Here is a 21,341-nt window from a genome sequence, read left to right on the forward strand (position 1 = left end):
TAACTGCTGTCTTCAGCGCAGAGAAAGAATACAGATGTATTTAGTAATTACTTGCCGATCAGCGCCAAGCCTAAATAAATCCGTCCCCATTTTCGCTATATAGGTGGCTCGTCAGAAGTTCTTGGAAGCAGTCTGGGTGCCTACGGTTCTGAAGTTATTAACGGCGTTATAATCACTGCTGGAGAGAAGAAGTGATCAAGCCGAGATCAAGGGTGCAGGCATTTATATTGTTATTGATTTATGTGTTTTTGTTATTTCTGTTGATGGGGGGTGATTGCAAAATTTTTGGGGGCGCTGATTAATTATTCAAAGAGTGATGTATGGCGGTTTGGTTGGGCTGATATTGTTGATCTCTTTCCGGGTGTTTTCGCTTACGCACTTCCTGTTGGCGCAGGCATTTTGGTGCAGTCATGGTTGAAAGATCGTAAGAGAAGTAAGTCTGACAGTGGGGAGGGGTAAACGACTGAATGGGGTAATCGTTGTTCTGGTGTTCCTGGCCGGCTGTGCGCTGGGTCTCCAGCGACGATGGAACGACCGTTGAGTCGCCTGTTTACAGTCTTTGCTCGCGCGTGCCCCGTACCTCCAGTTGCTACCTGTTTTAGAAAAAAGTCGGACCACGGGTGTGATGTGATGGCGACGCGGGTAGATCTTGATTTCTGTGCTCAACTACGCATCTTGCCGATACAACCCCGAACCTTTTCGTAGATCCCAATGTCTTTACCCCGCCCAACCACATCTGGTTGGGCTGCATGGACTGCAACGTTTTCAACAGCATTAAGGATTAATGTGAGCCTTTTCCCCCTATTCCCTGCCTCGTCACTGCCTTTCGCGGTGCGAAGGGTTGCACCTGCGCATCCGGCACACGCGACAAGGGTATGTACTCGGATCCTTTGATCCTTCGCTTAGTACCTCTACGGCCGCCGGGCCTATTGGCGGCTTTGATCTGTAGTTCATGGAGTTAGAAATGAAGCGCAAGCAGTTCCAGAAAAGCCTGTTGGCAGTCATGGTCGGCGCAATCAGCACCCAGGTGCTGGCGGTGGATGTCGACCTTGGAGCGGGCAAAACGATGTTCATCAGCGAAACCTACAACGAGTCGTTGGTGCTCACCGGGCAGACCACCCAGGTGGTCGATCAGAACAGCACGGCCGCTGCAGGGCTGGGGGTCGCCAATACCCACATCCAGGGCTCGTTGATCAACCGCGCGGACATTACGCTGAATGCCGATGGCCGTACCATCCGTGGCATTGCGCTGGACCCGATGTACTGGACCGGTCCTCAGAACCTGAGCCCTGGTTCTATCACGGGTAACGTAGAGCAGGCCGGTATCATTTCGATGAACAATGGCGGCGACGAAGGCATGGAGATCGGCAAGACGGTCATTGGCGGCAGTGTGATCAACTCCGGCACCATCCGTTCGACGCCGCCTTCGACACCGGCACCGTTTCCCTCCTTCATCGGTGGGGGCGAGGGTATTTACCTGCATGGCACCACCATCGCCGGGGATGTTTCCAACACTGGCCTGATCGACATGGCGGGTGAAGGCGCGATCGGCATCATACTGGACCGTGACAACAACACCCCGACCACCATCGGCGGCAAGATCCTCAACTCCGGCACCATCAAGGCGACAGGCGAAGGCGCCTGGGGCATCGAAGTTGAAACCGATACCAGCCCGCTGCGAATCGAAAACAGTGGCTTGATCTCGGCCAATGGTTTGGGGGCGCGTGGCATGTTGGTGTACCAGGGCACCTTCGATTACATCCTCAATACCGGCACCATCGAAGGCCTGGGCACCGATGCTGGGGCTTTCGAATTCTCCGGGGCCGACTTCGCGCAAAACAGCGCGGCGGGCTCACGCGGTATCGTCAACCGCGGGATCATCCGTGCGGATGGCACCGCCATCAGCGTCAACCCGGCCGATCAGGTTTCGACCTTTGAAATCAACCAGCAGGCCGGTGAAATCCGCAGTAATTCCGGCACCGCGATTGATGCAGCCAACCTTGCGACGCTGAATTGGACGGGTGGCAACATCATCGGTGACGTGCTGAACCTGAACGCGGTGAACATCGACGGCCAGGCGGGTTTCACAGGCAGCCGCATCATCGCGCCGGTGTCGATCAACTCAGGTTCCCTGAACCTCTCGGCGCCAGGCACTGCCATTACCGGCAACCTCAACGTAGCCAGCGGCGCCGGCATTGATATGCACCTTTCCGACAGCGTAGTGCCGACCACGCCGTACTTGACCGTCAACGGCGCAGCCAACTTTGCCCAAGCCTCGAAGCTGACGGTAAGCGCCAACCCAGGTGATTTCGCCAGCACCAACAGCGGCACCCAATACACCCTGCTGCAAGCCACCAGCGTGCAAGATGGCGGGCTGTCCGTGGCCAGTTCTTCGTCGCTGCTGGACGTGCTCAGCTATTCGGCCGACGCACAAACGGTCAAGGCTGTGGTGGCGGTCAAAGACAACCAGCAAGTGCAGCAGGAACTGGCTGGCGTAGGCGCGAGCGCGGCTTCGGCCACGGCGGTCAACACCTTCAAGAACGACGTATTGAGCCGACTCGGCCAAAACGATCAGGTGTTCCAGGCCCTGGCCAACGCCGGTACGGCGCAGCAACTGGCGCAGATCGGTGACCAGCTCAAGCCTGACGTCAACCGTGGCGCCCTGGATGTGGCGTTGTCCGGGCAAACCGTCATCAACGGCGCGATCTTCAATCGCCTCACTGACCAACGCGAAAGCCGCCAGGCCGGTGGCGTGTGGGTGCAGGGCCTGAGCAGCAACATGGACCAGGACGGCCGTGGTGGTGACAACGGCTACTCGGCCAACAGCAGCGGCATGGCAGTGGGTGTGGACAGTCGTGTGAACGACACCACCACGTTGGGTGTGGCGTACAGCTACCTTAATTCCAACATCCATTCCGACCTTGGCAACAAAACCGATGTCGAGGGCCACGCGCTGTCGCTGTACGGCAACTGGGCGCTGCAGAACTGGTTTGTCGACGGCAGCCTCAGCTACGGTCATAACGACAACGACAGCAAGCGCCACATTGCTGGCACCACGGCCAAGGGCAGCTACGACAGCAATGTGTTGTCGGCCAGTGTGATCGGCGGCTACAGCTTCAAGCCGTCCGAGACGGTCGTGATCGAGCCTCGTGTGGCTGCGCGTTACGCCAACGTACGCATGGATGGCTACGACGAGAAAGGGTCGTCTGCCGCCCTGAGCACACGTTCGCAGCGTTATGAAGTGGGCGAACTGGGCGCCGGTGTGCGTCTGGCCGGCAACCTGCCGATGGGCGCAGGCAGCCTGCAGCCGGAAGCTACGTTGATGGCGTATCACGACTTGATGGGCGATCGCGTGGCGCAAACCTCCAGCTATATGCTCGGTGGTTCGGCATTCACTGTGACCGGCGCGTCAGTGGCACGTGATAGCTACGAGGCCAGTGTGGGTGTGAACTACCAGGTTTCAGACTTCACCGTAGGCGCCAGCTACACCCGTCAGGCGCGCAGTGGGTTTGATGCCGATGGTGTGATGCTCAAGGCGCGGTATGCGTTTTAAGCTCGGTTAAGGCATTACGCTGTACCGGTGGCGAGGGAGCCCGCTCCGTCGCCACCGGTTTCATCAGAACAACTTACGCTGAACCGCCTCATCCAGCGTACTGCGCGTCAACGCTTCGACCACTTCCCGCGTGTCGGTCTGGAACGGCAGGCCCACGATCAACACCAGGTGCACCCAGGTGCGCACCGACTCACTCTTTTTGACCCGGCCCAATTCCTTGCCGTCCTTGTCCTTGAACACCGTTTCAAGGGTAAAGATGTTCTTTGCGGTGGTGGGGATGATGCAGAACGTGAAGCCGGTGATGAACGCCGACACCGGGCTGTACTCTTCATTGTTGTGCAGCGTGGCATCCACATAGAGGTCCGAGTCGACCTTGTCGGTGCTGACCCGCGAAAAGCGATTGGACTGTTGGAAAGTGTCGGACACCGCCTTTTCCCACAGTACGACCGGGGCCCCGACCGCCGCATTGCCTGGGCCGCCGTTGACGTGGTTTTGCGCCGTGGTGCGCACATACACCGTCGGTTTTTGCGCCGGCGCGTTAGCCGTCGGAGGCCAGGTCTGGACCGCTGGCAGTTCGTGTTGTGAGTAGGACACACAGCCGGTCAGCAAGACGGCCGCGAGTACCAGGCAGTGTTTGATCAATCCTTTCATGTGTTGCTCCTGAAACTAAGGTTTCGCCAGGTTGGCGGTAGCGGTGTCGAGCAGTTGCGTGACCAGTTTGGTCAGTTGCTGGCCGCCCATCGACGGCGCCCAGTACTGGCCGCTGTACAACCCGACGTTGTGTTCGAACTTGATCGACTCCTTCGCCGAGGCCAGTTCCTTACCATCGCGATCGACGATGACCAGGTCGCCGGCGACGTCAAAGCTGTCGACGTAGATCGGTCCGTTGACCCAGATCCAAATGGTCAGCGTCAGCAGCGCGCCGGGTACATAGGCCGGGTGCGGGGCGCGATGCCCCTTGAGGGAAGTCATATTGAATTTGAGGGTGACGTCGTGTTCGCCCAGGCGTACCGGATACTCGGTCACCTGCTTGAAATAGCCCGCCGAGCGTACGTACTGATTGATCTGGGCCGTCAGGGAGCGGCTGATGGCCGTTTTGTTGGCCTCGTTGACGTCGCTGGCATTCACCGTCACATCGGCGACTTGGGCACTGCGCGCGCTGCTGACGGATGCTGGGTGGAGTGGGGCGCCGATAGGGCCGGTGACGGTGTAGGAAACACAGCCGGTCATCGACAATGCCGTCAGCAGGGCCGCAGCCCGAAGCAGTACTTTAAACACGCAATATCCCTATAAGTGAGCAGGCCAAGTCAGTGTCTCGACTGGGCGGCGGATAACTTGAGGCGTATTCGTCACTGTACGAAACCTGTCGAAACACCTTGAGAACCGCTCTCAACCCCGTAAAATGCCGCGATTGTTTAAAGCACGATACTTTTCAGGGACGAATTCAGACATGCGCATGCTTGCCGTGTTTCTCGCGGCCTGCCTCATGGCGGGCTGTGCCTCCAAGCCGGACTACTACATCTCTCCGGCGCCGGTGACCATTCCCAAGACGGCTACTTACTGGCTCGACACCTTCGATGTTGAGGTGGTGGGAAAGAACGAACGCTTCCTGCCTGATGACAAAGTGCGCCAGCAACTGGGTGTCGATCTGGTCGACCGCCTGCTCAAGGCCAAGCGCTACGCCAGCAGCAAGGACAAGGCCGATTACCTGCTGGATGTGAACGTCATCTATACCCGGCGCATACAAGACACCCAAGGCGGTTTCATGACGGCCATCGTCGATGACAAGACCATCCTCGCCAGTGTCGACTTCAACTACCAGGTCAAGGTCAAGAAAGCCGGCGCCGAGGTGCTGCATTTCTCTCAGGTTCGCCAAGGGTTGATGCCAGGTGGGTACAAGGGCGACTGGCAGAACATGAAAACGATGGCCGGTGTGCTGACCAACTCTGGCAATTCCAGCGTCGAGACCTTCTACACCGGTTTATTGAGCCGATTCATCGTTGACGACCTTCGCGACATTCCGTCCCGCTAGCCTTAGCTGCCGCACCCGTTTTTCCACTTAGGAGCACCCTGTGAAAACACTGTCAAAAATCCTGCTGTCCGGCCTCACCGCCGCAGCGCTGCTGACCGTGGCCGGTTGCGCCACGGAGAGCAACCGCGCCATGCCGGTGGAACAAGTCGCCAGCGCCAACGTCGCCTATTCGGGCGTGCGTGTACCGATTGCCGTGGGCAAGTTCGACAACCGCTCCAGCTACATGCGCGGCATCTTCTCCGACGGCGTTGACCGCCTCGGCGGCCAGGCCAAGACCATCCTGATCACCCACCTGCAGCAGACCAACCGCTTCAGCGTGCTCGACCGCGACAACATGGGCGAGATCTCCCAGGAAGCCGCGATCAAAGGCACCGTGCAGAAGCTCAAGGGCGCTGACTACGTGGTGACGGGCGACGTGACCGAGTTCGGCCGCAAAGAAACCGGCGACCGCCAGCTGTTTGGCATCCTTGGCCGTGGCAAGACCCAAGTGGCTTACGCCAAAGTCGCGTTGAATATCGTCAACATCAGCACCTCCGAAGTGGTGTATTCCACCCAGGGCGCCGGTGAGTACGCGCTGTCCAACCGTGAAGTGATCGGCTTCGGCGGCACCGCCAGCTACGACTCCACTCTCAATGGCAAGGTCCTCGACCTGGCCATGCGTGAAGCTATCAACCGCCTTGTCGACGGCATCAACGCCGGCGCCTGGAACCCACGCAACTGATCATCAGCACCTCAAGGAGCAGTACAAGGATGAGCAAGGCAGTCAAGTTGGCGCTGGTGCTGACAGCAGTGGCGACGGTCGCGGGGTGCCAGACGGCGCCCCAACCCCTGTATCAGTGGGAAAGCTACCAGCCGCAGGTCTACGAGTACTTCAAGGGCGAGCCCAAGGAAGCGCAGGTCGAAGCGCTGGAGCGGGATCTGCAGAAGATCAACGCCAGTGGCCGCAAGGCCCCGCCGGGTTACCACGCCCACTTGGGCATGCTGTACCTGAGCATGGGCAAGGACGACCAGATGGTGCAGGAATTCCGCACCGAGAAGGCACTGTTCCCTGAGTCCGCTGCGTACATGGATTTCCTGCTGAAAAACGCCAAGACCGGAGTCGCCACTAAATGAGCCTGTTGAAACTCACCGGCGCCTTGCTGGCCCTGGCCTTGCTCGGCGGTTGCGCGGCCCCCAAGACCATCGACTACACGGCGTACAAGCAGGCGCGGCCCAAGTCGATCCTGGTACTGCCGCCGCTCAATGAGTCGCCGGAAGTGCAGGCTTCCTACAGCATGGTCTCGCAAGTGACCTACCCGTTGGCCGAAGCTGGTTACTACGTGTTGCCGATTGCCCTGGTGGATGAAACCTTCCGCCAGAATGGCCTGACCACTGCCAACGATATCCAGGCCGTGCCCCCGGCCAAGCTGCATGACATCTTTGGCGCGGATTCAGCGTTGTACATCACCGTGACTGATTACGGCACCAAGTACATGCTGATCTCCAGCGATACCTCCGTGACGGCCTCGGCCAAACTGGTCGACCTGCGCACCGGCACCACCCTGTGGACCGGTTCGGCGCATGCGTCCAGCGAGGAAGGCAACAACAACGGCGGCGGCATCGTCGGCATGCTGATCACGGCGGCGGTCAAGCAAGTGATCAACAGCTCCACCGACGCGGCGCACCCGATTGCCGGTATCACCAGTGCGCGCCTGCTGTCGCCGGGGCAGCGTGCGGGGATCCTGTACGGTCCGCGTAACCCGAAATACGGTACTGACTGATTGAGCGGTTCGGCGGGGCAGGTGTTTCTGTCCCGCCGAACGGTTTAACCCGAACAGCCAGCACCTTGCGTCTGACCTTGTGAACGGATCATTCATTCACGAGGTTCAGCCCATGTCCCGTCCTCTGCTCTTCCTGCGTCCTGCTGCCCAGGGCTTTGCCGTTACCTTGCTCGTGACGCTGACCGGTTGTGGGCTGTCCTCTTCCCATGATGTGGCCAAGCGTGACGAAGCGGCGCCTGTTTCCGAGTTGCAAAGCATCCCCGTGCAAGGCGCGTTAGCTAAACGCATGCCCATGCCCGCACCCATGAGCGCCAGAATGGTGATGCAGGAGTCCGCGGCGATGGATTACCGCAGCGAACCTCGCGAACACTACGAAAACCTGCCGGACAACCCGGTGCATCGCGTGGCTGAAACGCCGGTGTCTACCTTCAGTGTCGACGTCGACACCGGCAGTTACGCCAACGTAAGACGTTTCCTCAACCAAGGCAGCCTGCCGCCCGACGGCGCTGTACGACTGGAGGAAATGGTCAACTATTTCCCCTACCACTACGCGCTGCCCACCGACGGCTCGCCCTTTGGCGTGACCACCGAAGTCGCCGCTACACCGTGGAACCCGCGCACTCAACTGCTGCGCATCGGCATCAAGGCCTCCGACCGCGCCGTGGCGCAGTTGGCGCCGGCCAACCTTGTGTTCCTGGTGGATGTGTCCGGTTCCATGGATCGCCGCGAAGGCTTGCCACTGGTGAAAAGTACGCTGAAATTGCTGGTGGACCAGCTGCGTGAACAGGACCGCGTTTCATTGGTGGTCTACGCCGGGGAATCCCGTGTGGTACTCAAGCCCACCTCCGGACGGGACAAGGTGAAGATCCGCAACGCCATCGACCAACTCACTGCCGGCGGCTCAACGGCGGGCGCATCCGGCATCGAACTGGCCTACCAGATGGCCCGCGAAGGGTTTATCGACAAGGGCATCAATCGCATCCTGCTGGCGACCGACGGTGACTTCAACGTGGGTATCAGTGACTTCGACAGCCTCAAGCAGATGGCGGCTGAACAGCGTAAAAGCGGCGTGTCCCTCACCACCCTGGGTTTTGGTGTGGATAACTACAACGAACACCTGATGGAACAGCTGGCCGATGCGGGCGACGGTAACTACGCCTACATCGACAACCTTCGCGAAGCGCGCAAGGTACTGGTGGACCAACTCAGTTCGACCCTGGCGATTGTGGCTCGGGACGTGAAACTGCAGGTGGAATTCAACCCTGCGCGGGTCAGCGAATATCGCCTGCTGGGCCATGAAAACCGCGCCCTGAAGCGTGAGGATTTCAATAACGACAAGGTTGACGCGGGTGAAATTGGCGCAGGGCATACGGTCACGGCGTTGTACGAAATTGTGCCGAAGGGCCAGAAGGGTTGGCTGGAGCCCTTGCGCTACGCTGCTGCGTCGACCGCCGAGGATAAATCCACTGAGCTAGCGATGCTGCGTGTGCGCTACAAGCCTGCGGCGGGTGGTGAAAGCCAGCTGATCGAGCGGCCCATCAGTAATGAGTCCACCAAAGCCAGCGATGACCTGCGCTTCGCGGCAGCCGTGGCCGCCTTCGCCCAACAGCTCAAGGGCGATGGCCGCTACACTGGCAGCATGAGCCTGCAGGACACTGCCGCACTGGCCCGCTCAGCCCGAGGCAATGACCCGTTCGGCTTGCGTAACGAGTTCGTGCAACTGGTGGAGCTGGCTCAAAGCCTCAAACACTGAATTTGCCTGCAGCGTCGAACCAATGTGGGAGCTGGCTTGCCTGCGATAGCATCAATGCGGTGTGACTGAAACACCGAAGCGTCTGCATCGCGGGCAAGCCCGGCTCCCACAGGAAATCTGCATTGATCCATCGAAAGGAGTTCGCCACCTACATGGCCGTACCCGATGATTCACCCAGCGACGAAGCGCTGCTGGCCCGCTACCGAACCGGCGACAGCGCCGCGTTCGAAGCCCTGTACGCCCGGCACCGCCAGGGCTTGTACCGATTCCTCGTGTCCTTGAGCAACAAGGCCGAACTGGCCGAGGAAATCTACCAGGAGACCTGGCTCAGCCTGATCCGCAGTGCCACCCAGCCACAAGGCCGGGCGAGTTTTCGTACATGGTTGTTCCAGATCGCCCGCAACCGCCTGATCGATTACTGGCGCAAGCACGGCATCCACAACCCGCTGCACGACAGCTACGACGAGCAACTGCACGCCCAGGCCGACGACAGCGCCGGCCCCGAGCAGAAACTGAGCCTAAGCCGTGACCAGGCGCGGCTCGATGCTGCGCTGCAAGACTTGCCCGAAGACCAGCGCGAAGTCTTCCTGCTGCGCCTGCATGGCGACCTCGAAGTCCCGCAAATCGCCGCTCTCACCGGCACCCCGCTGGAAACCGTCAAAAGCCGCCTGCGTTACGCCCAGCAGAAACTGCGCCGCCTGCTGGCCGAGGAGATACCCGCATGACCGACTCCCGACACACCCCGGACCCCGACGACGTGCTGCTCCAGCACATGCGTCAACACAGCACCGGCGAGCCGCCCGCGTCCCTCGACGCCTTCATCCTCAACGCCGCCCGCCGCGAAGCCCCAGCACCGCAACCGAACCTGTGGCAACGCTGGCTGCACGCCTGCCAACGGCCACGCTGGCAAATGGCGTTCGCCACGGTTGCAGGCTTGGCGCTCATGATCGGCGTGGTAATGCGCTCACCTGTACCGCAACCTGAAATCTCCACCGCGACCTTCTCTGCGCTGCATGAGCAAGCTGCCCCTGCCGCTGCACCACCGATGTCCGCACCGGCGCCCGTGGCCCGACTGGCCATCGCGCCTAAGGCCGAAAGTGCGCAAGTCTTGGGTTCGATGGCGGATGAGTCGAGCGCCAAGCTCAGCAAGCGCGCGCCAGTGGTGTTGCCTTCGTTGGAGGAGGGGTTGCAGGAGATCCTCAACCTGCGTGAGGTTGGGGAGACCAGAGCGGCGGATGAGAAATTGTTGGCCTTGCATCAGCGCTTTCCTGAGGAGGACTTGCCGGCGCGGTTGGAGGCGTTGCAGAAACACTGAATCGTCGTCCACAAAAAAGCCCCAGGCCTTTCGACCTGGGGCTTTCTCATCATATCTGGTGCACCCGGCGGGATTCGAACCCACGACCCCTGCCTTCGGAGGGCAGTACTCTATCCAGCTGAGCTACGGATGCTTGTGCGGGCGACATCATACCCATGTCGACCTTGGGCGTCCATGCTGGTCTTTGGGCGTTTATACGTAGGAATTGGCCCCGCAGAGGCCCTGCGCCGGGTGCCGGTGATCGATGTGCTGGAACCTGGCTGAAACACGCTGATCAGAAAGTTTCGGCAAATGCGCCGTTTTCGTTCTTTTTTTCGAACAGACTATTGCCCTGCACCCCCATTGATCCTAGGATTCGTTTGAGATTTCAAACGCTCTGTCTCCCGCGCGCGCTTCCACTTCTCTTGTGCGCTGGGGCTGATTTCCCTGACGGCAGCCCACAAGGCGCCTTTCAACAACTCTAATTCGCTCCGCGTGCGCGCGGTGCTGTTAAGGAAAGCCGACATGCAGCTTAAAGATGCCCAGTTGTTCCGCCAGCAAGCCTTTATCGATGGCGCTTGGGTCGATGCGGACAACGGTCAGACCATCAAGGTCAACAACCCTGCCACGGGCGAGATTCTTGGCACCGTGCCAAAGATGGGCGCCGCTGAAACCCGCCGCGCCATCGAAGCCGCCGACAAGGCGCTGCCGGCCTGGCGTGCACTGACCGCCAAGGAGCGCGCCAACAAGCTGCGCCGCTGGTTCGAACTGTTGATCGAAAACCAGGACGACCTCGGTCGCCTGATGACCCTCGAACAAGGCAAGCCGCTGGCCGAAGCCAAGGGCGAAATTGTCTACGCCGCCTCCTTTATCGAGTGGTTCGCTGAAGAAGCCAAGCGCATCTACGGCGACGTGATTCCTGGGCACCAGCCTGACAAGCGCCTGATCGTGATCAAGCAGCCGATCGGCGTGACCGCTGCGATTACCCCGTGGAACTTCCCGGCCGCGATGATCACCCGTAAAGCCGGCCCGGCCCTGGCCGCGGGTTGCACCATGGTGATCAAGCCGGCTTCGCAAACGCCGTTCTCGGCCCTGGCCCTGGTTGAGCTGGCGCACCGTGCCGGTATCCCGAAAGGCGTGCTGAGCGTTGTGACCGGCAGCGCTGGCGACATCGGCGGCGAGCTGACCAGCAACCCGATTGTGCGCAAATTGTCCTTCACCGGCTCGACCGAAATCGGTCGTCAGCTGATGGCCGAATGCGCCAAGGACATCAAGAAAGTCTCCCTGGAGCTGGGCGGCAACGCGCCGTTCATTGTGTTCGACGACGCCGACTTGGATAAGGCCGTCGAAGGCGCGATCATCTCCAAGTACCGCAACAACGGCCAGACCTGCGTCTGTGCCAACCGCTTGTACATCCAGGATTCGGTGTACGACGCGTTCGCGGAAAAACTCAAAGTGGCCGTGGCCAAGCTCAAGATCGGCAACGGTCTGGAAGAGTGCACCACCACCGGTCCGCTGATCGACGAAAAAGCCGTCGCCAAGGTCCAGGAGCACATTGCCGATGCGCTGAGCAAAGGCGCCAAGCTGTTGGCCGGTGGCAAGGTGATGGAAGGCAATTTCTTCGAGCCGACTATTCTGGTCGACGTGCCAAAAGACGCTGCGGTGGCGAAAGAAGAAACCTTCGGCCCATTGGCGCCGCTGTTCCGCTTCAAAGACGAAGCCGAAGTGATCGCGATGTCCAACGACACCGAGTTCGGCCTGGCCTCCTACTTCTATGCCCGCGACCTGGGCCGTGTGTTCCGTGTGGCCGAAGCCCTGGAATACGGCATGGTCGGCGTCAACACTGGGTTGATCTCCAACGAAGTGGCGCCGTTTGGCGGCATCAAGGCCTCGGGCCTGGGCCGTGAAGGCTCCAAGTACGGGATCGAGGATTACCTGGAAATCAAATACCTCTGCCTGGGCATCTAAGCTCAGCAAGAGATCGCAGCAAACGCAGAGGGCACGAGAGCGCTGACCCTTTGCGTGTTTCACCCCGTAATTCGTAGTGGCCGGGAAAGCTGTGGCAGTCGATCATCGCATGCTGCCGCAGTTGCCTCCCCGCCACGTATTCCTTGGACCACGCCACCCGATGAGTGGCGAATGAGGACTTTATGAGCAAGACCAACGCATCCCTGATGAAACGCCGCGAAGCCGCTGTCCCGCGCGGTGTTGGCCAGATTCACCCGATCTTCGCCGAATCCGCGAAGAACGCCACCGTGACCGACGTTGAAGGTCGCGAGTTCATCGACTTCGCCGGCGGTATCGCCGTGCTGAACACCGGCCACGTGCACCCGAAAATCATCGCGGCCGTGACCGAGCAACTGAACAAGCTGACGCACACCTGTTTCCAGGTACTGGCCTACGAGCCTTACGTGGAACTGTGCGAAAAAATCAACGCCAAGGTCCCAGGTGATTTCGCCAAGAAAACCCTGCTGGTCACCACCGGTTCCGAAGCCGTCGAAAACGCCGTGAAAATCGCCCGCGCCGCCACGGGCCGTGCCGGTGTGATTGCCTTCACCGGCGCCTACCACGGCCGCACCATGATGACCCTGGGTCTCACGGGTAAAGTCGTGCCTTATTCGGCCGGCATGGGCCTGATGCCAGGCGGCGTGTTCCGCGCGCTGTTCCCGAACGAACTGCACGGCGTGAGCGACGACGACGCCATCGCCAGCATCGAACGCATCTTCAAGAACGATGCCGAGCCGCGTGATATCGCTGCCATCATCATCGAGCCGGTGCAGGGCGAAGGTGGGTTCTACGTCGCGCCTAAATCCTTCATGAAGCGCCTGCGTGAACTGTGCGACAAGCACGGCATCCTGCTGATCGCTGACGAAGTGCAAACCGGTGCCGGCCGTACTGGTACTTTCTTCGCCATGGAGCAGATGGGCGTTGCCGCCGATCTGACCACCTTCGCCAAGTCCATCGCCGGCGGCTTCCCGCTGGCTGGTGTGTGCGGCAAGGCCGAGTACATGGACGCCATCGCGCCAGGCGGCCTGGGCGGCACCTACGCCGGTAGCCCGATCGCTTGCGCCGCGGCCCTGGCCGTGATGGAAGTGTTCGAAGAAGAGCACCTGCTGGACCGCTGCAAGGCTGTCGGCGAGCGTCTGGTGACCGGTCTGAAAGCTATCCAGGCCAAGTACCCGGTGATCGGCGAAGTGCGCGCTTTGGGCGCAATGATCGCGGTCGAGCTGTTCGAAGGTGGCGACAGCCACAAGCCAAACGCCGCTGCGGTTGCCGCCGTGGTAGCCAAGGCACGTGACAAGGGCCTGATCCTGTTGAGCTGCGGCACCTACGGCAACGTGTTGCGCGTACTGGTCCCGCTGACCTCGCCGGACGAGCAGTTGGACAAAGGCCTGGCGATCATCGAAGAGTGCTTCTCCGAGCTGTAAGCGGATGCTGACCTGATCGACAGAAAAAACCCGCTTCGGCGGGTTTTTTTATGCCCATTGCCGCACATTCAGGCCGTGTTCATTGTACGCAGGCGTCTGCATTGTCTAAGGTTGCAGCATTGCCGATGGAGCGTGCTGGATGACTGCTGTTGATTTACCCGCTGTACCCCGTGTGTTGATTGCCGAGGCGGACCCTTGGTCGCGGGATTTGCTCAAGCAAGTGCTGTTGAATGTGCGCTGCGACGCGCGGCTGGATGTGTGTGCCGATGGGCAACAGGCGGCGACGTTGCTGCGAGAGAAAGCCTACGATCTGATCCTGGCCGATTGGGAGCTGCCGGGTGTCGACGGCTTGAGCCTGTTGCGCACTGTACGCCAGAAGCGTCGCTCGCCCGGTCTGCCGTTCATTCTGCTGAGCAGTCGCAATGACAGCGCCAGCGTGCGCGAAGCCTTGCCACTGGCGCCCACGGCGTACCTGACCAAACCCCTGAACATGGAAGGCCTGACCCAGCGCCTGCAAGACCTGCTGCTCAATGAAGGCGAAACGGTGTACTGCGAGATTCCGCCGCTGGCACCGGGCATGACCTTGCCGGTGTTCCTTGAGCGCCGCCGCGAAGCGTCCGATGGCGCACCCTTGCGAGTCGATGTGAAAGCCGCCGTGCAACACAGTCTCGGCCCCGATGGCTTGGACCTCAAGCGCCTGGAAGACCAGGTGCGCATGGACCCGCAAATCACCGCCGTGCTGATCGCCGCCGCCAACAGCGCCGGCCATCACGGTACCCCCGTGCAAACCTTGCCTGCTGCGTTGCAAAAGCTGGTGCCGGGGCAAAGCATGAACCTTATTCTTGGCCTGGCGCTCAAGCACAACGTGGTGTTGGGCGACCCGGCCTTGGTGGCCTATGCGGAGCGCCATTGGCAATTGTCCCAGGACACCGCCGACTACGCTCGGCGGCTGGCACGCATGCTGGAGTTGGACCACGAACGCTGCTACAGCGCTGGTATCCTCCATCGGCTCGGTGACCTGGCGCTGTTGCGCTGCCTGGAAGATTGGCGCCAGGGCGGTGGTGCATTGGATGAGGAAGCGATTGGTGAGTCGCTCTACACCTTCGGCGCAGCCTATGGTTCGGCACTGCGCGCGCGTTGGCGTTTGCCGCTGGAACTGCGCCAGTTGATCGCGGCGATTTACTCGTTGGAGGGCGGTGTGTATGCCAGGGATGCATTGGTGGTGAACCTGGCGGCGCAGATGGCGCGTTTGACTGAGCATGAAGGTTTGGAAGCGCTGGCCAGGGGCAAGACTGCGCGATTGCTCAAGGTCGGCTTGGCGGAACTGACGCGGATCCGCAAGGCCTGAAGTCCACACCGAACCCCTGTAGGAGCTGGCTTGCCAGCGATAGCAGTGGAGGCTGACACACCGCCATCGCTGGCCAGCCAGCTCCTACAGGGTGATCGGTGTTAGCCCGCTATGACACGGTTCTTGCCCTGGCGCTTGGCCTCGTACATCGCTGCATCGGCGCGGGCGAACAGGCTGTCCAGTGTCGAGTCTTGTTCGGTGAGGCTGGCCAGTCCCTGACTGATAGTCACGCTGAAAACCTGGCCTTCATAGCTGAAACTCAGTTCCTGAATTTCCCTGCCCAGCCGCTCCGCCACTTGCAAGGCCATCTCCGGCGCGCAGCCGGGCAGGACGGCTGCGAATTCTTCGCCGCCAATGCGCCCGAACAGGTCGCCACGGCGCAATACCCCGCGACCGCTCTCGGCGATGCGGCGCAAGACCTGATCACCTTCCAGGTGGCCATAGCTGTCGTTGACGTCCTTGAAGTCATCGATGTCCAGCAGCAGGAAAGCCAACGGCGCACCTTGGGCACAGGCCGTATCGAAGGCCTGGTTGGCGCATTCGAAGAAGTGCCGGCGGTTGCTGCTCTGGGTCAGCACGTCGGTGGTGGCCAGGCGGTGCAGTTCCAGCTCCAGTTGTTTCTTTTCAGTGATGTCTTCGGCCATGCCCACCACGATCAACGGTTCGCCGGGTTCGACCTGCTGGTTGATGTAGCACTTGTCGCTCAGCCAGCGGATCTGCCCGTCGGCGGTGATGATGCGATACTCGCGGTCCTCCACGGCACCCTGTTCCAGCACGCGGGCCAGGCTGTGCTCGGCGTAGTCGAGGTCTTCGGGGTGAATACTGTTGCGCCATTCCCGATGGTCGGCCAGCAGCAGTCCGGCGGAACGCCCGAAAACGCGTTCATAGGCTGGGCTCACGTACAGCACGCGGCGCGTTTCCCAATCGATGGCCCACAGCACGGCGTTCACGCTCACCAGCATCGAACTCAACAGCTGTTCGCGCTCGCTCAACCGCTCGACTTCACCCTGGGCATGCACCAGCGCCAACAGGGTCGCGGCGGCAGCCGGACGCGGATGTTCAGCGGTGGGAGGATCGGGCAAGTATGGATTTTCGTGAACCATCGGCACAACTCTCTCTGGGCGCGCCGCAAGTTGGAACAGCGGTCACTACAAGGGGCCACCATGATGGCGAAGTGTTCATTGAGAGAGGCGAATTGCAGTGAAGTTCCGTCAACAGGACCGATTGCCGGTGTCCGAGAAATGACGCCAAAAAGCCGATGGCTGGGAGGGCAGGCCCTCCCAGCGCACTGTCAGACCGCTGCAGGACGCAGTGAGTAGGTCTTCAATTGGTGGGCAAAATCCCGCAGGGACTGGATGCCGCTGGCCTCGGCCTCATGCACCCATTCCTTGATGGCCGCGAGCATATCGTGGCCATTGGAACTGGTCTTCAGCCAGATCTGCTGCAGCGCCAGGCGCTTTTCGTAGATCACTTTCAGCGCCTGGCTGTGTTCCAGCATGCTCTGGATACGCACATGGTGGCGGTCATCCAGCAAACTGGTTTCTCGCGATAACAGGCGCTTGGCACGGTGGAATTGGTGGCGAACGGAGTGATCGACCTTTTCCAGCTCCTGCTTGACCAATGGGGCGATCACCAATTTGCGGTACTGGGCCATGATCTGGAAACGGTTATTGAGGATCGCCATGGCGGTGTCCATGTCCAGATGACCCTTGCCTTCCACACGGTGGGCGATGGGCGCGACGCGTTGCACCTTGGCCAGGCGCAGGAAGCTGAAGACTTTGATCCATGCCCAGCCCATGTCGAATTCCCACTTCTTCACCGACAGCTTGGCGGAGTTGGGGTAGGTGTGATGGTTGTTATGCAGCTCTTCGCCACCGACGATGATGCCCCACGGCACCAGGTTGGTCGCCGCGTCACGGCATTCGAAATTGCGATAACCCACGGCATGCCCCAGGCCGTTGATCACGCCGGCGGCCCAGAACGGGATCCACATCATCTGGATCGCCCAGATGGTGATGCCGATGGTGCCGAACAGTAGCAGGTCGATCACGCCCATGATCGCCACGCCCAGCAACGGGTAGGGCGTGTAGATTTTGCGTTCGATCCAGTCTTCCGGGCAGTTCTTGCCGTAGATGCGCAACGTCTCGGGGTTTTCGGCCTCGGCGCGGTACAGCTCGGCACCTTTGCGCATCACGGTGGACAAGCCCTTGATGACCGGGCTGTGCGGGTCGTCGACGGTTTCGCACTTGGCGTGGTGCTTGCGGTGAATGGCGGTCCACTCGCGGGTGTTCTGCGCCGTGGTCAGCCACAGCCAGAAGCGGAAGAAGTGTTTCAGGCCGGCATTGAGCTCCAGGGAGCGATGGGCTGAATAACGATGCAGATAGACTGTGACCGCAACGATGGTCACGTGGGTCATCAACAGAGTGACCGCCACCAGTTGCCAGGCTGACAGGTCAAGAAAACCGTTGTACCACATAGGCTGTATGGCCCTCAGATAAAGAAAAGAACAGCTCACGCATTATCACTAAGCCTACAGAGAAAACCAGCCGCCCTTTCAGATAGGAGTGACTGGATGTTTCTTATTCTATAATCCGCAGCCTTTGTAGGGCGATTCTGTTTTTTGGTAAGGATTACTGACCATATGCTGTTTTCATACCGAGGTGCCCTGCGTGCCGGGCTGGTATACCTGCTGGTTTCCGTTCTGTGGATCGGCGTAACCCAGCGCGTATTGATCGAGTTTCTCGATAACCCGAGCGAGCTGACCCACTGGCTGCAGGTGCGCGGCTATGTGTGGGTGGCGCTCAGCGCCCTAGCGATTCACCTGATCTGCGCCCGGTTTGCCCGGGCCAACCAGCTGCAACAGCCCCTGAAAGAAAACCGTGAACGCCTGCGCCAGGCCGCCGCCGTGTTCGATTGCACTCGCGAAGGCGTGTTGGTCACCGACGCACAGGGGCTGATCGTGCACGTCAACCGGGCGTTCATGGAGATCACCGGCTACAGCCGCGAAGACGTCATGGGGCATCAGCCCAGCCTGTTCAAATCCGGTCGCCATTCGTCGAATTTCTACCAACAGATGTTCCAGAGCCTGGAACGCACCGGCGAATGGAGCGGTGAAATCTGGAACCGACGCAAAAGCGGTGAGATTTATCCACAGTGGCAAACCATTCGGGTGATTCACGATGACCAGGGCAAGGTCAGCCATTATGTGGCGGTGTTTTCCGACATCAGCGCCATCAAGGACTCCGAGCACGAACTGGCCCACCTCGCGCACCACGATCCGCTGACCGACTTGCCCAACCGCCTGCTATTCACCGACCGCGCCGAGCAGGCGCTGGCCTCGGCGCAGATCCACAAGCGTGGCTGCGCCTTGCTGTTGCTGGACCTGGACCACTTCAAGATCATCAACGACAGCCTGGGCCATAACGTCGGAGACCAATTGCTCAAGCTGGTGGGCGAGCGGCTCAAGGCACTGTTTGGCCCCGGCGTGACCCTGGCGCGCCTGGGTGGAGATGAATTCGCCGTACTGGCGGAAAGTTGTCCACAGGTGGCCCAGGCGGCGGGTCTGGCGCAGCGCATGCTGGAGGCGATGAAACAGCCCTTCATCTTTGATGGCCACCAGCTGTTTATCAGCGCCAGTATCGGGATCAGCCTGTTTCCCAACGATGCCCTGAGCGCCGAGCAGTTGCTGCGTAACGCCGACTCCGCGCTGTTCAAGGCCAAGAGCGCCGGGCGCGAGGGCTACGCCTTGTACACCGAGGAACTGACTGCCCACGCGCAGAATCGCGTGGAAGTCGCCAGCGAACTGCGCCGCGCCCTCGAACAGCAGGAACTCTGCGTCTATTACCAACCCGTGCACGACCTGCACAATAGCCGTCTGATCGGCGTCGAAGCGCTGGTGCGCTGGCAGCATCCGGAACGCGGCCTGGTGCCGCCGGGGGAATTTATCCCGATCGCCGAGCGCACCGGGTTGATTGCCGAAATTGATGCCTGGGTGATGGACCAGGCGTGTCGGCAGATGTGCCAATGGCTGGCCGAGGGGGCACCGTTGAGTTTTATCGCCATCAATGTGTCTAGCCGCCTGTTTGCGCGGCGTGAGCTGTATGAACAGGTCGCCCAGGTGCTGCATGACACGGGCCTGGATCCGGCCTTTCTCGAGCTGGAAGTCACCGAAAGCGCGGTGATGGAAGACCCAGAGGTCGCGCTGGAGCAGATGCACCGTCTCCGAGAGTTGGGGTTGCGCCTGGCGATCGATGATTTTGGCACCGGTTACTCGTCACTGCTGCGCCTCAAGCGCCTGCCGGTGCAGAAGCTCAAGATCGACCAGGGCTTTGTTGCCGGTCTGCCCTGGGACGAAGATGACGCGGCCATCGTGCGCGTGGTGATCGCCCTCGCTAAAAGCATGGGCATGCAGGTGCATGCCGAGGGGATCGAGCAGGTTGAACAGGCGCGGTTTCTGTTGGATCAGGACTGCGATATGGGGCAGGGGTATTGGTTTGGCCGGCCGATGCCGGCCCACGAAATTGATTGGCACCGAGCCCCCCCAATCCAGACCTGATATGCAGTCAAAAGGTGGGAGCGGGCTTGCCCGCGAATGCGGTGCATCAGTTAACACATTTTTAGCTGACACACCGCTTTCGCGGGCAAGCCCGCTCCCACATTTGGATCTTCTCTAGGCTTTATTTACGTACTTGGGCACCAAACCCGCACGCAACCCCACGTTCCACCAGAAAATTCTTTCTGGTTATATAAACATTCTTAAATAGTATTTTTAAGAATATCCGCGCTTATCTACTATCGCTCTCACGCCGCAAGCAGTGCCGCCACTGCGAGGCACTATTCATTTCAGGAGCGAGACCATGAGCGCATCTTTACGTAGCGTCGACGGCCAGGACGAAGCAGCCATTTTGCGTGAGATCCAGAGCGCCTTGCGCGATCTGCGGTTTGGCGCGGTGGAAATTACTGTGCACAACGCTCAAGTGGTACAGATCGAACGCAAAGAAAAATTCCGTTTGCAGAACCCGGGTAACAAACCGAGCTAAGCACTGACGGCGATAGACCCGCACTTAATAAGAAAAAGCCAACACCCCAGAATTTCAGGAGCTTCTATGTCGTCGATTCGCCGTTATGCCCTGGCCGCCCTGGCCAGCGCCGTGTTTGCAGGTTCCGCCGTTGCCAAGGACTACGAGTTGCTCAACGTCTCGTACGACCCTACCCGTGAGCTGTACCAGGACTACAACGCTGAGTTCACCAACTTCTGGAAACAGTCCCACCCAGGCGACAACGTCAAGATCCAGCAATCCCACGGTGGTTCGGGCAAACAAGGCCGTGCCGTGATCGATGGCCTGCGCGCCGACGTGGTCACCCTGGCTCTGGCCGGTGACATCGACGAAATCGCCAAGCTGGGCAAGACCCTTCCGGAAAACTGGCAGACCCGCCTGCCAGACGCCAGCACCCCGTACACTTCGACCATCGTGTTTCTGGTGCGCAAGGGCAACCCTAAAGGCATCAAGGACTGGGGCGACCTGATCAAGAAAGACGTGTCCGTGATTACCCCGAACCCGAAAACCTCCGGCGGCGCCCGCTGGAACTTCCTCGCCGCCTGGGCCTACGGCCTGAAAACCGGCGGCAGCGAAGCCAAGGCCCAGGAATACGTGAAAGAGCTGTTCAAGCACGTGCCTGTGCTGGACACCGGCGCTCGCGGTTCGACCATCACCTTCGTCAACAACGGTCAGGGTGACGTGTTGTTGGCCTGGGAAAACGAAGCCTTCTTGGCCCTGAAAGAAGACGGCGGTGCTGACAAGTTCGATATCGTCGTGCCTTCCCTGTCGATCCTCGCGGAGCCGCCAGTGGCCGTGGTCGACAAGAATGCCGAGAAAAAGGGTAACACCGAGATCGCCACCGAATACCTTAAACACCTGTACAGCCCGGCTGGCCAGGAGATTGCGGCGAAGAACTTCTACCGCCCACGCGATGCAAAAGTGGCCGCCAAATACGCCCAGCAGTTCCCGAAACTGGACCTGGTGACTATCGACAAAGACTTCGGCGGCTGGAAAACTGCCCAACCGAAATTCTTTAACGACGGTGGCGTGTTCGACCAGATTTACACCGCGCAGTAACCAACACAATCTGGTGGCGCACGCTATGCCCTGTGGGAGCTGGCTTGCCTGCGATAG

General features: G+C 60.1%; 18 protein-coding genes and 1 tRNA gene. 14 read left to right on the plus strand and 5 right to left on the minus strand.

From position 1 onward, the window contains the following. Positions 1–964 precede the first annotated feature (964 nt). Complete coding sequence (locus RB216_RS00780; RefSeq protein WP_308908194.1) at positions 965–3,553, plus strand: autotransporter family protein; 2,589 nt, start codon at positions 965–967, stop codon at positions 3,551–3,553. Positions 3,554–3,616: 63 nt separating this feature from the next. Here RB216_RS00780 and RB216_RS00785 read toward each other — a convergent pair whose 3' ends face one another. Continuing rightward, entirely contained in the window at positions 3,617–4,204 is a 588-nt protein-coding gene (locus RB216_RS00785) for a hypothetical protein (protein ID WP_068937705.1), read from the minus strand. Positions 4,205–4,219: 15 nt separating this feature from the next. Beyond that, on the minus strand, positions 4,220–4,831 hold the full coding sequence (locus tag RB216_RS00790) for a hypothetical protein (RefSeq protein ID WP_028615239.1): 612 nt from the start codon (positions 4,829–4,831) through the stop codon (positions 4,220–4,222). Between the two features lie 172 nt (positions 4,832–5,003). On the opposite strand from RB216_RS00790, the gene RB216_RS00795 reads away from it, so the two are divergent. The 7 genes from RB216_RS00795 (at position 5,004) to RB216_RS00825 (ending at position 10,413) form a co-directional block, all read left to right on the plus strand. After that, a complete protein-coding gene (locus RB216_RS00795; protein WP_068937707.1) occupies positions 5,004–5,585 on the plus strand; it encodes a hypothetical protein in 582 nt (193 codons plus the stop codon). A gap of 40 nt (positions 5,586–5,625) precedes the next feature. Further along, positions 5,626–6,306 (plus strand): CsgG/HfaB family protein, encoded by a 681-nt coding sequence (locus tag RB216_RS00800; RefSeq protein WP_010214228.1) that lies wholly within the window; start codon positions 5,626–5,628, stop codon positions 6,304–6,306. Positions 6,307–6,335: 29 nt separating this feature from the next. Beyond that, a complete protein-coding gene (locus tag RB216_RS00805) occupies positions 6,336–6,698 on the plus strand; it encodes a DUF4810 domain-containing protein (RefSeq protein WP_028615241.1) in 363 nt (120 codons plus the stop codon). Then, positions 6,695–7,345 (plus strand): DUF799 domain-containing protein, encoded by a 651-nt coding sequence (locus RB216_RS00810; RefSeq protein ID WP_028615242.1) that lies wholly within the window; start codon positions 6,695–6,697, stop codon positions 7,343–7,345. Before RB216_RS00805 ends, RB216_RS00810 begins: the two co-directional genes overlap by 4 nt. Before the next feature lie 112 nt (positions 7,346–7,457). Further along, a complete protein-coding gene (locus RB216_RS00815) occupies positions 7,458–9,098 on the plus strand; it encodes a vWA domain-containing protein (protein ID WP_308908195.1) in 1,641 nt (546 codons plus the stop codon). A gap of 152 nt (positions 9,099–9,250) precedes the next feature. Beyond that, the gene (locus RB216_RS00820; protein WP_236317898.1) at positions 9,251–9,823 is read left to right on the plus strand and encodes an RNA polymerase sigma factor; all 573 of its coding nucleotides are present in this window, start codon (positions 9,251–9,253) and stop codon (positions 9,821–9,823) included. Next, positions 9,820–10,413: a hypothetical protein gene (locus tag RB216_RS00825; protein ID WP_122685630.1), complete on the plus strand. Its 594-nt coding sequence runs from the start codon at positions 9,820–9,822 to the stop codon at positions 10,411–10,413. The genes RB216_RS00820 and RB216_RS00825 overlap by 4 nt, the downstream gene beginning before the upstream one ends. A gap of 56 nt (positions 10,414–10,469) precedes the next feature. Here RB216_RS00825 and RB216_RS00830 read toward each other — a convergent pair. Continuing rightward, positions 10,470–10,546 (minus strand) — tRNA-Arg (locus RB216_RS00830). A 371-nt stretch (positions 10,547–10,917) separates the two neighbouring features. Here RB216_RS00830 and gabD point away from each other — a divergent pair. From gabD to RB216_RS00845, 3 genes are all read left to right on the plus strand, one after another. Next, complete coding sequence (gabD, locus tag RB216_RS00835) at positions 10,918–12,360, plus strand: NADP-dependent succinate-semialdehyde dehydrogenase (protein ID WP_308908196.1); 1,443 nt, start codon at positions 10,918–10,920, stop codon at positions 12,358–12,360. Between the two features lie 182 nt (positions 12,361–12,542). Next, the gene (gabT, locus tag RB216_RS00840) at positions 12,543–13,820 is read left to right on the plus strand and encodes a 4-aminobutyrate--2-oxoglutarate transaminase (RefSeq protein ID WP_028615250.1); all 1,278 of its coding nucleotides are present in this window, start codon (positions 12,543–12,545) and stop codon (positions 13,818–13,820) included. 139 nt (positions 13,821–13,959) lie between these two features. Beyond that, a complete protein-coding gene (locus RB216_RS00845; RefSeq protein ID WP_028615251.1) occupies positions 13,960–15,168 on the plus strand; it encodes an HDOD domain-containing protein in 1,209 nt (402 codons plus the stop codon). 101 nt (positions 15,169–15,269) lie between these two features. Here RB216_RS00845 and RB216_RS00850 read toward each other — a convergent pair whose 3' ends face one another. Together RB216_RS00850 and desA are read right to left on the minus strand one after the other, a co-directional pair. Beyond that, positions 15,270–16,271 carry a sensor domain-containing diguanylate cyclase gene (locus RB216_RS00850; protein ID WP_028615252.1) on the minus strand — a complete coding sequence of 334 codons (1,002 nt, stop codon included), beginning with the start codon at positions 16,269–16,271 and terminating at the stop codon, positions 15,270–15,272. Positions 16,272–16,459: 188 nt separating this feature from the next. Further along, complete coding sequence (desA, locus tag RB216_RS00855) at positions 16,460–17,644, minus strand: delta-9 fatty acid desaturase DesA (RefSeq protein WP_028615253.1); 1,185 nt, start codon at positions 17,642–17,644, stop codon at positions 16,460–16,462. A 165-nt stretch (positions 17,645–17,809) separates the two neighbouring features. Between desA and dibA the strand changes: the two genes are divergently transcribed. The 3 genes from dibA (at position 17,810) to RB216_RS00870 (ending at position 21,284) form a co-directional block, all read left to right on the plus strand. Further along, a complete protein-coding gene (dibA, locus tag RB216_RS00860) occupies positions 17,810–19,723 on the plus strand; it encodes a phosphodiesterase DibA (protein ID WP_308908197.1) in 1,914 nt (637 codons plus the stop codon). Between the two features lie 301 nt (positions 19,724–20,024). Continuing rightward, positions 20,025–20,207, plus strand: coding sequence for a sulfur starvation response protein OscA (gene oscA / locus RB216_RS00865; protein WP_003170956.1), 183 nt, complete (start codon positions 20,025–20,027; stop codon positions 20,205–20,207). Between the two features lie 66 nt (positions 20,208–20,273). After that, a complete protein-coding gene (locus RB216_RS00870; protein WP_028615255.1) occupies positions 20,274–21,284 on the plus strand; it encodes a sulfate ABC transporter substrate-binding protein in 1,011 nt (336 codons plus the stop codon). Positions 21,285–21,341: the final 57 nt, after the last annotated feature.

Origin of the sequence: Pseudomonas canadensis (assembly GCF_030980095.1) — a bacterium.
Lineage (GTDB): Bacteria > Pseudomonadota > Gammaproteobacteria > Pseudomonadales > Pseudomonadaceae > Aquipseudomonas > Aquipseudomonas canadensis.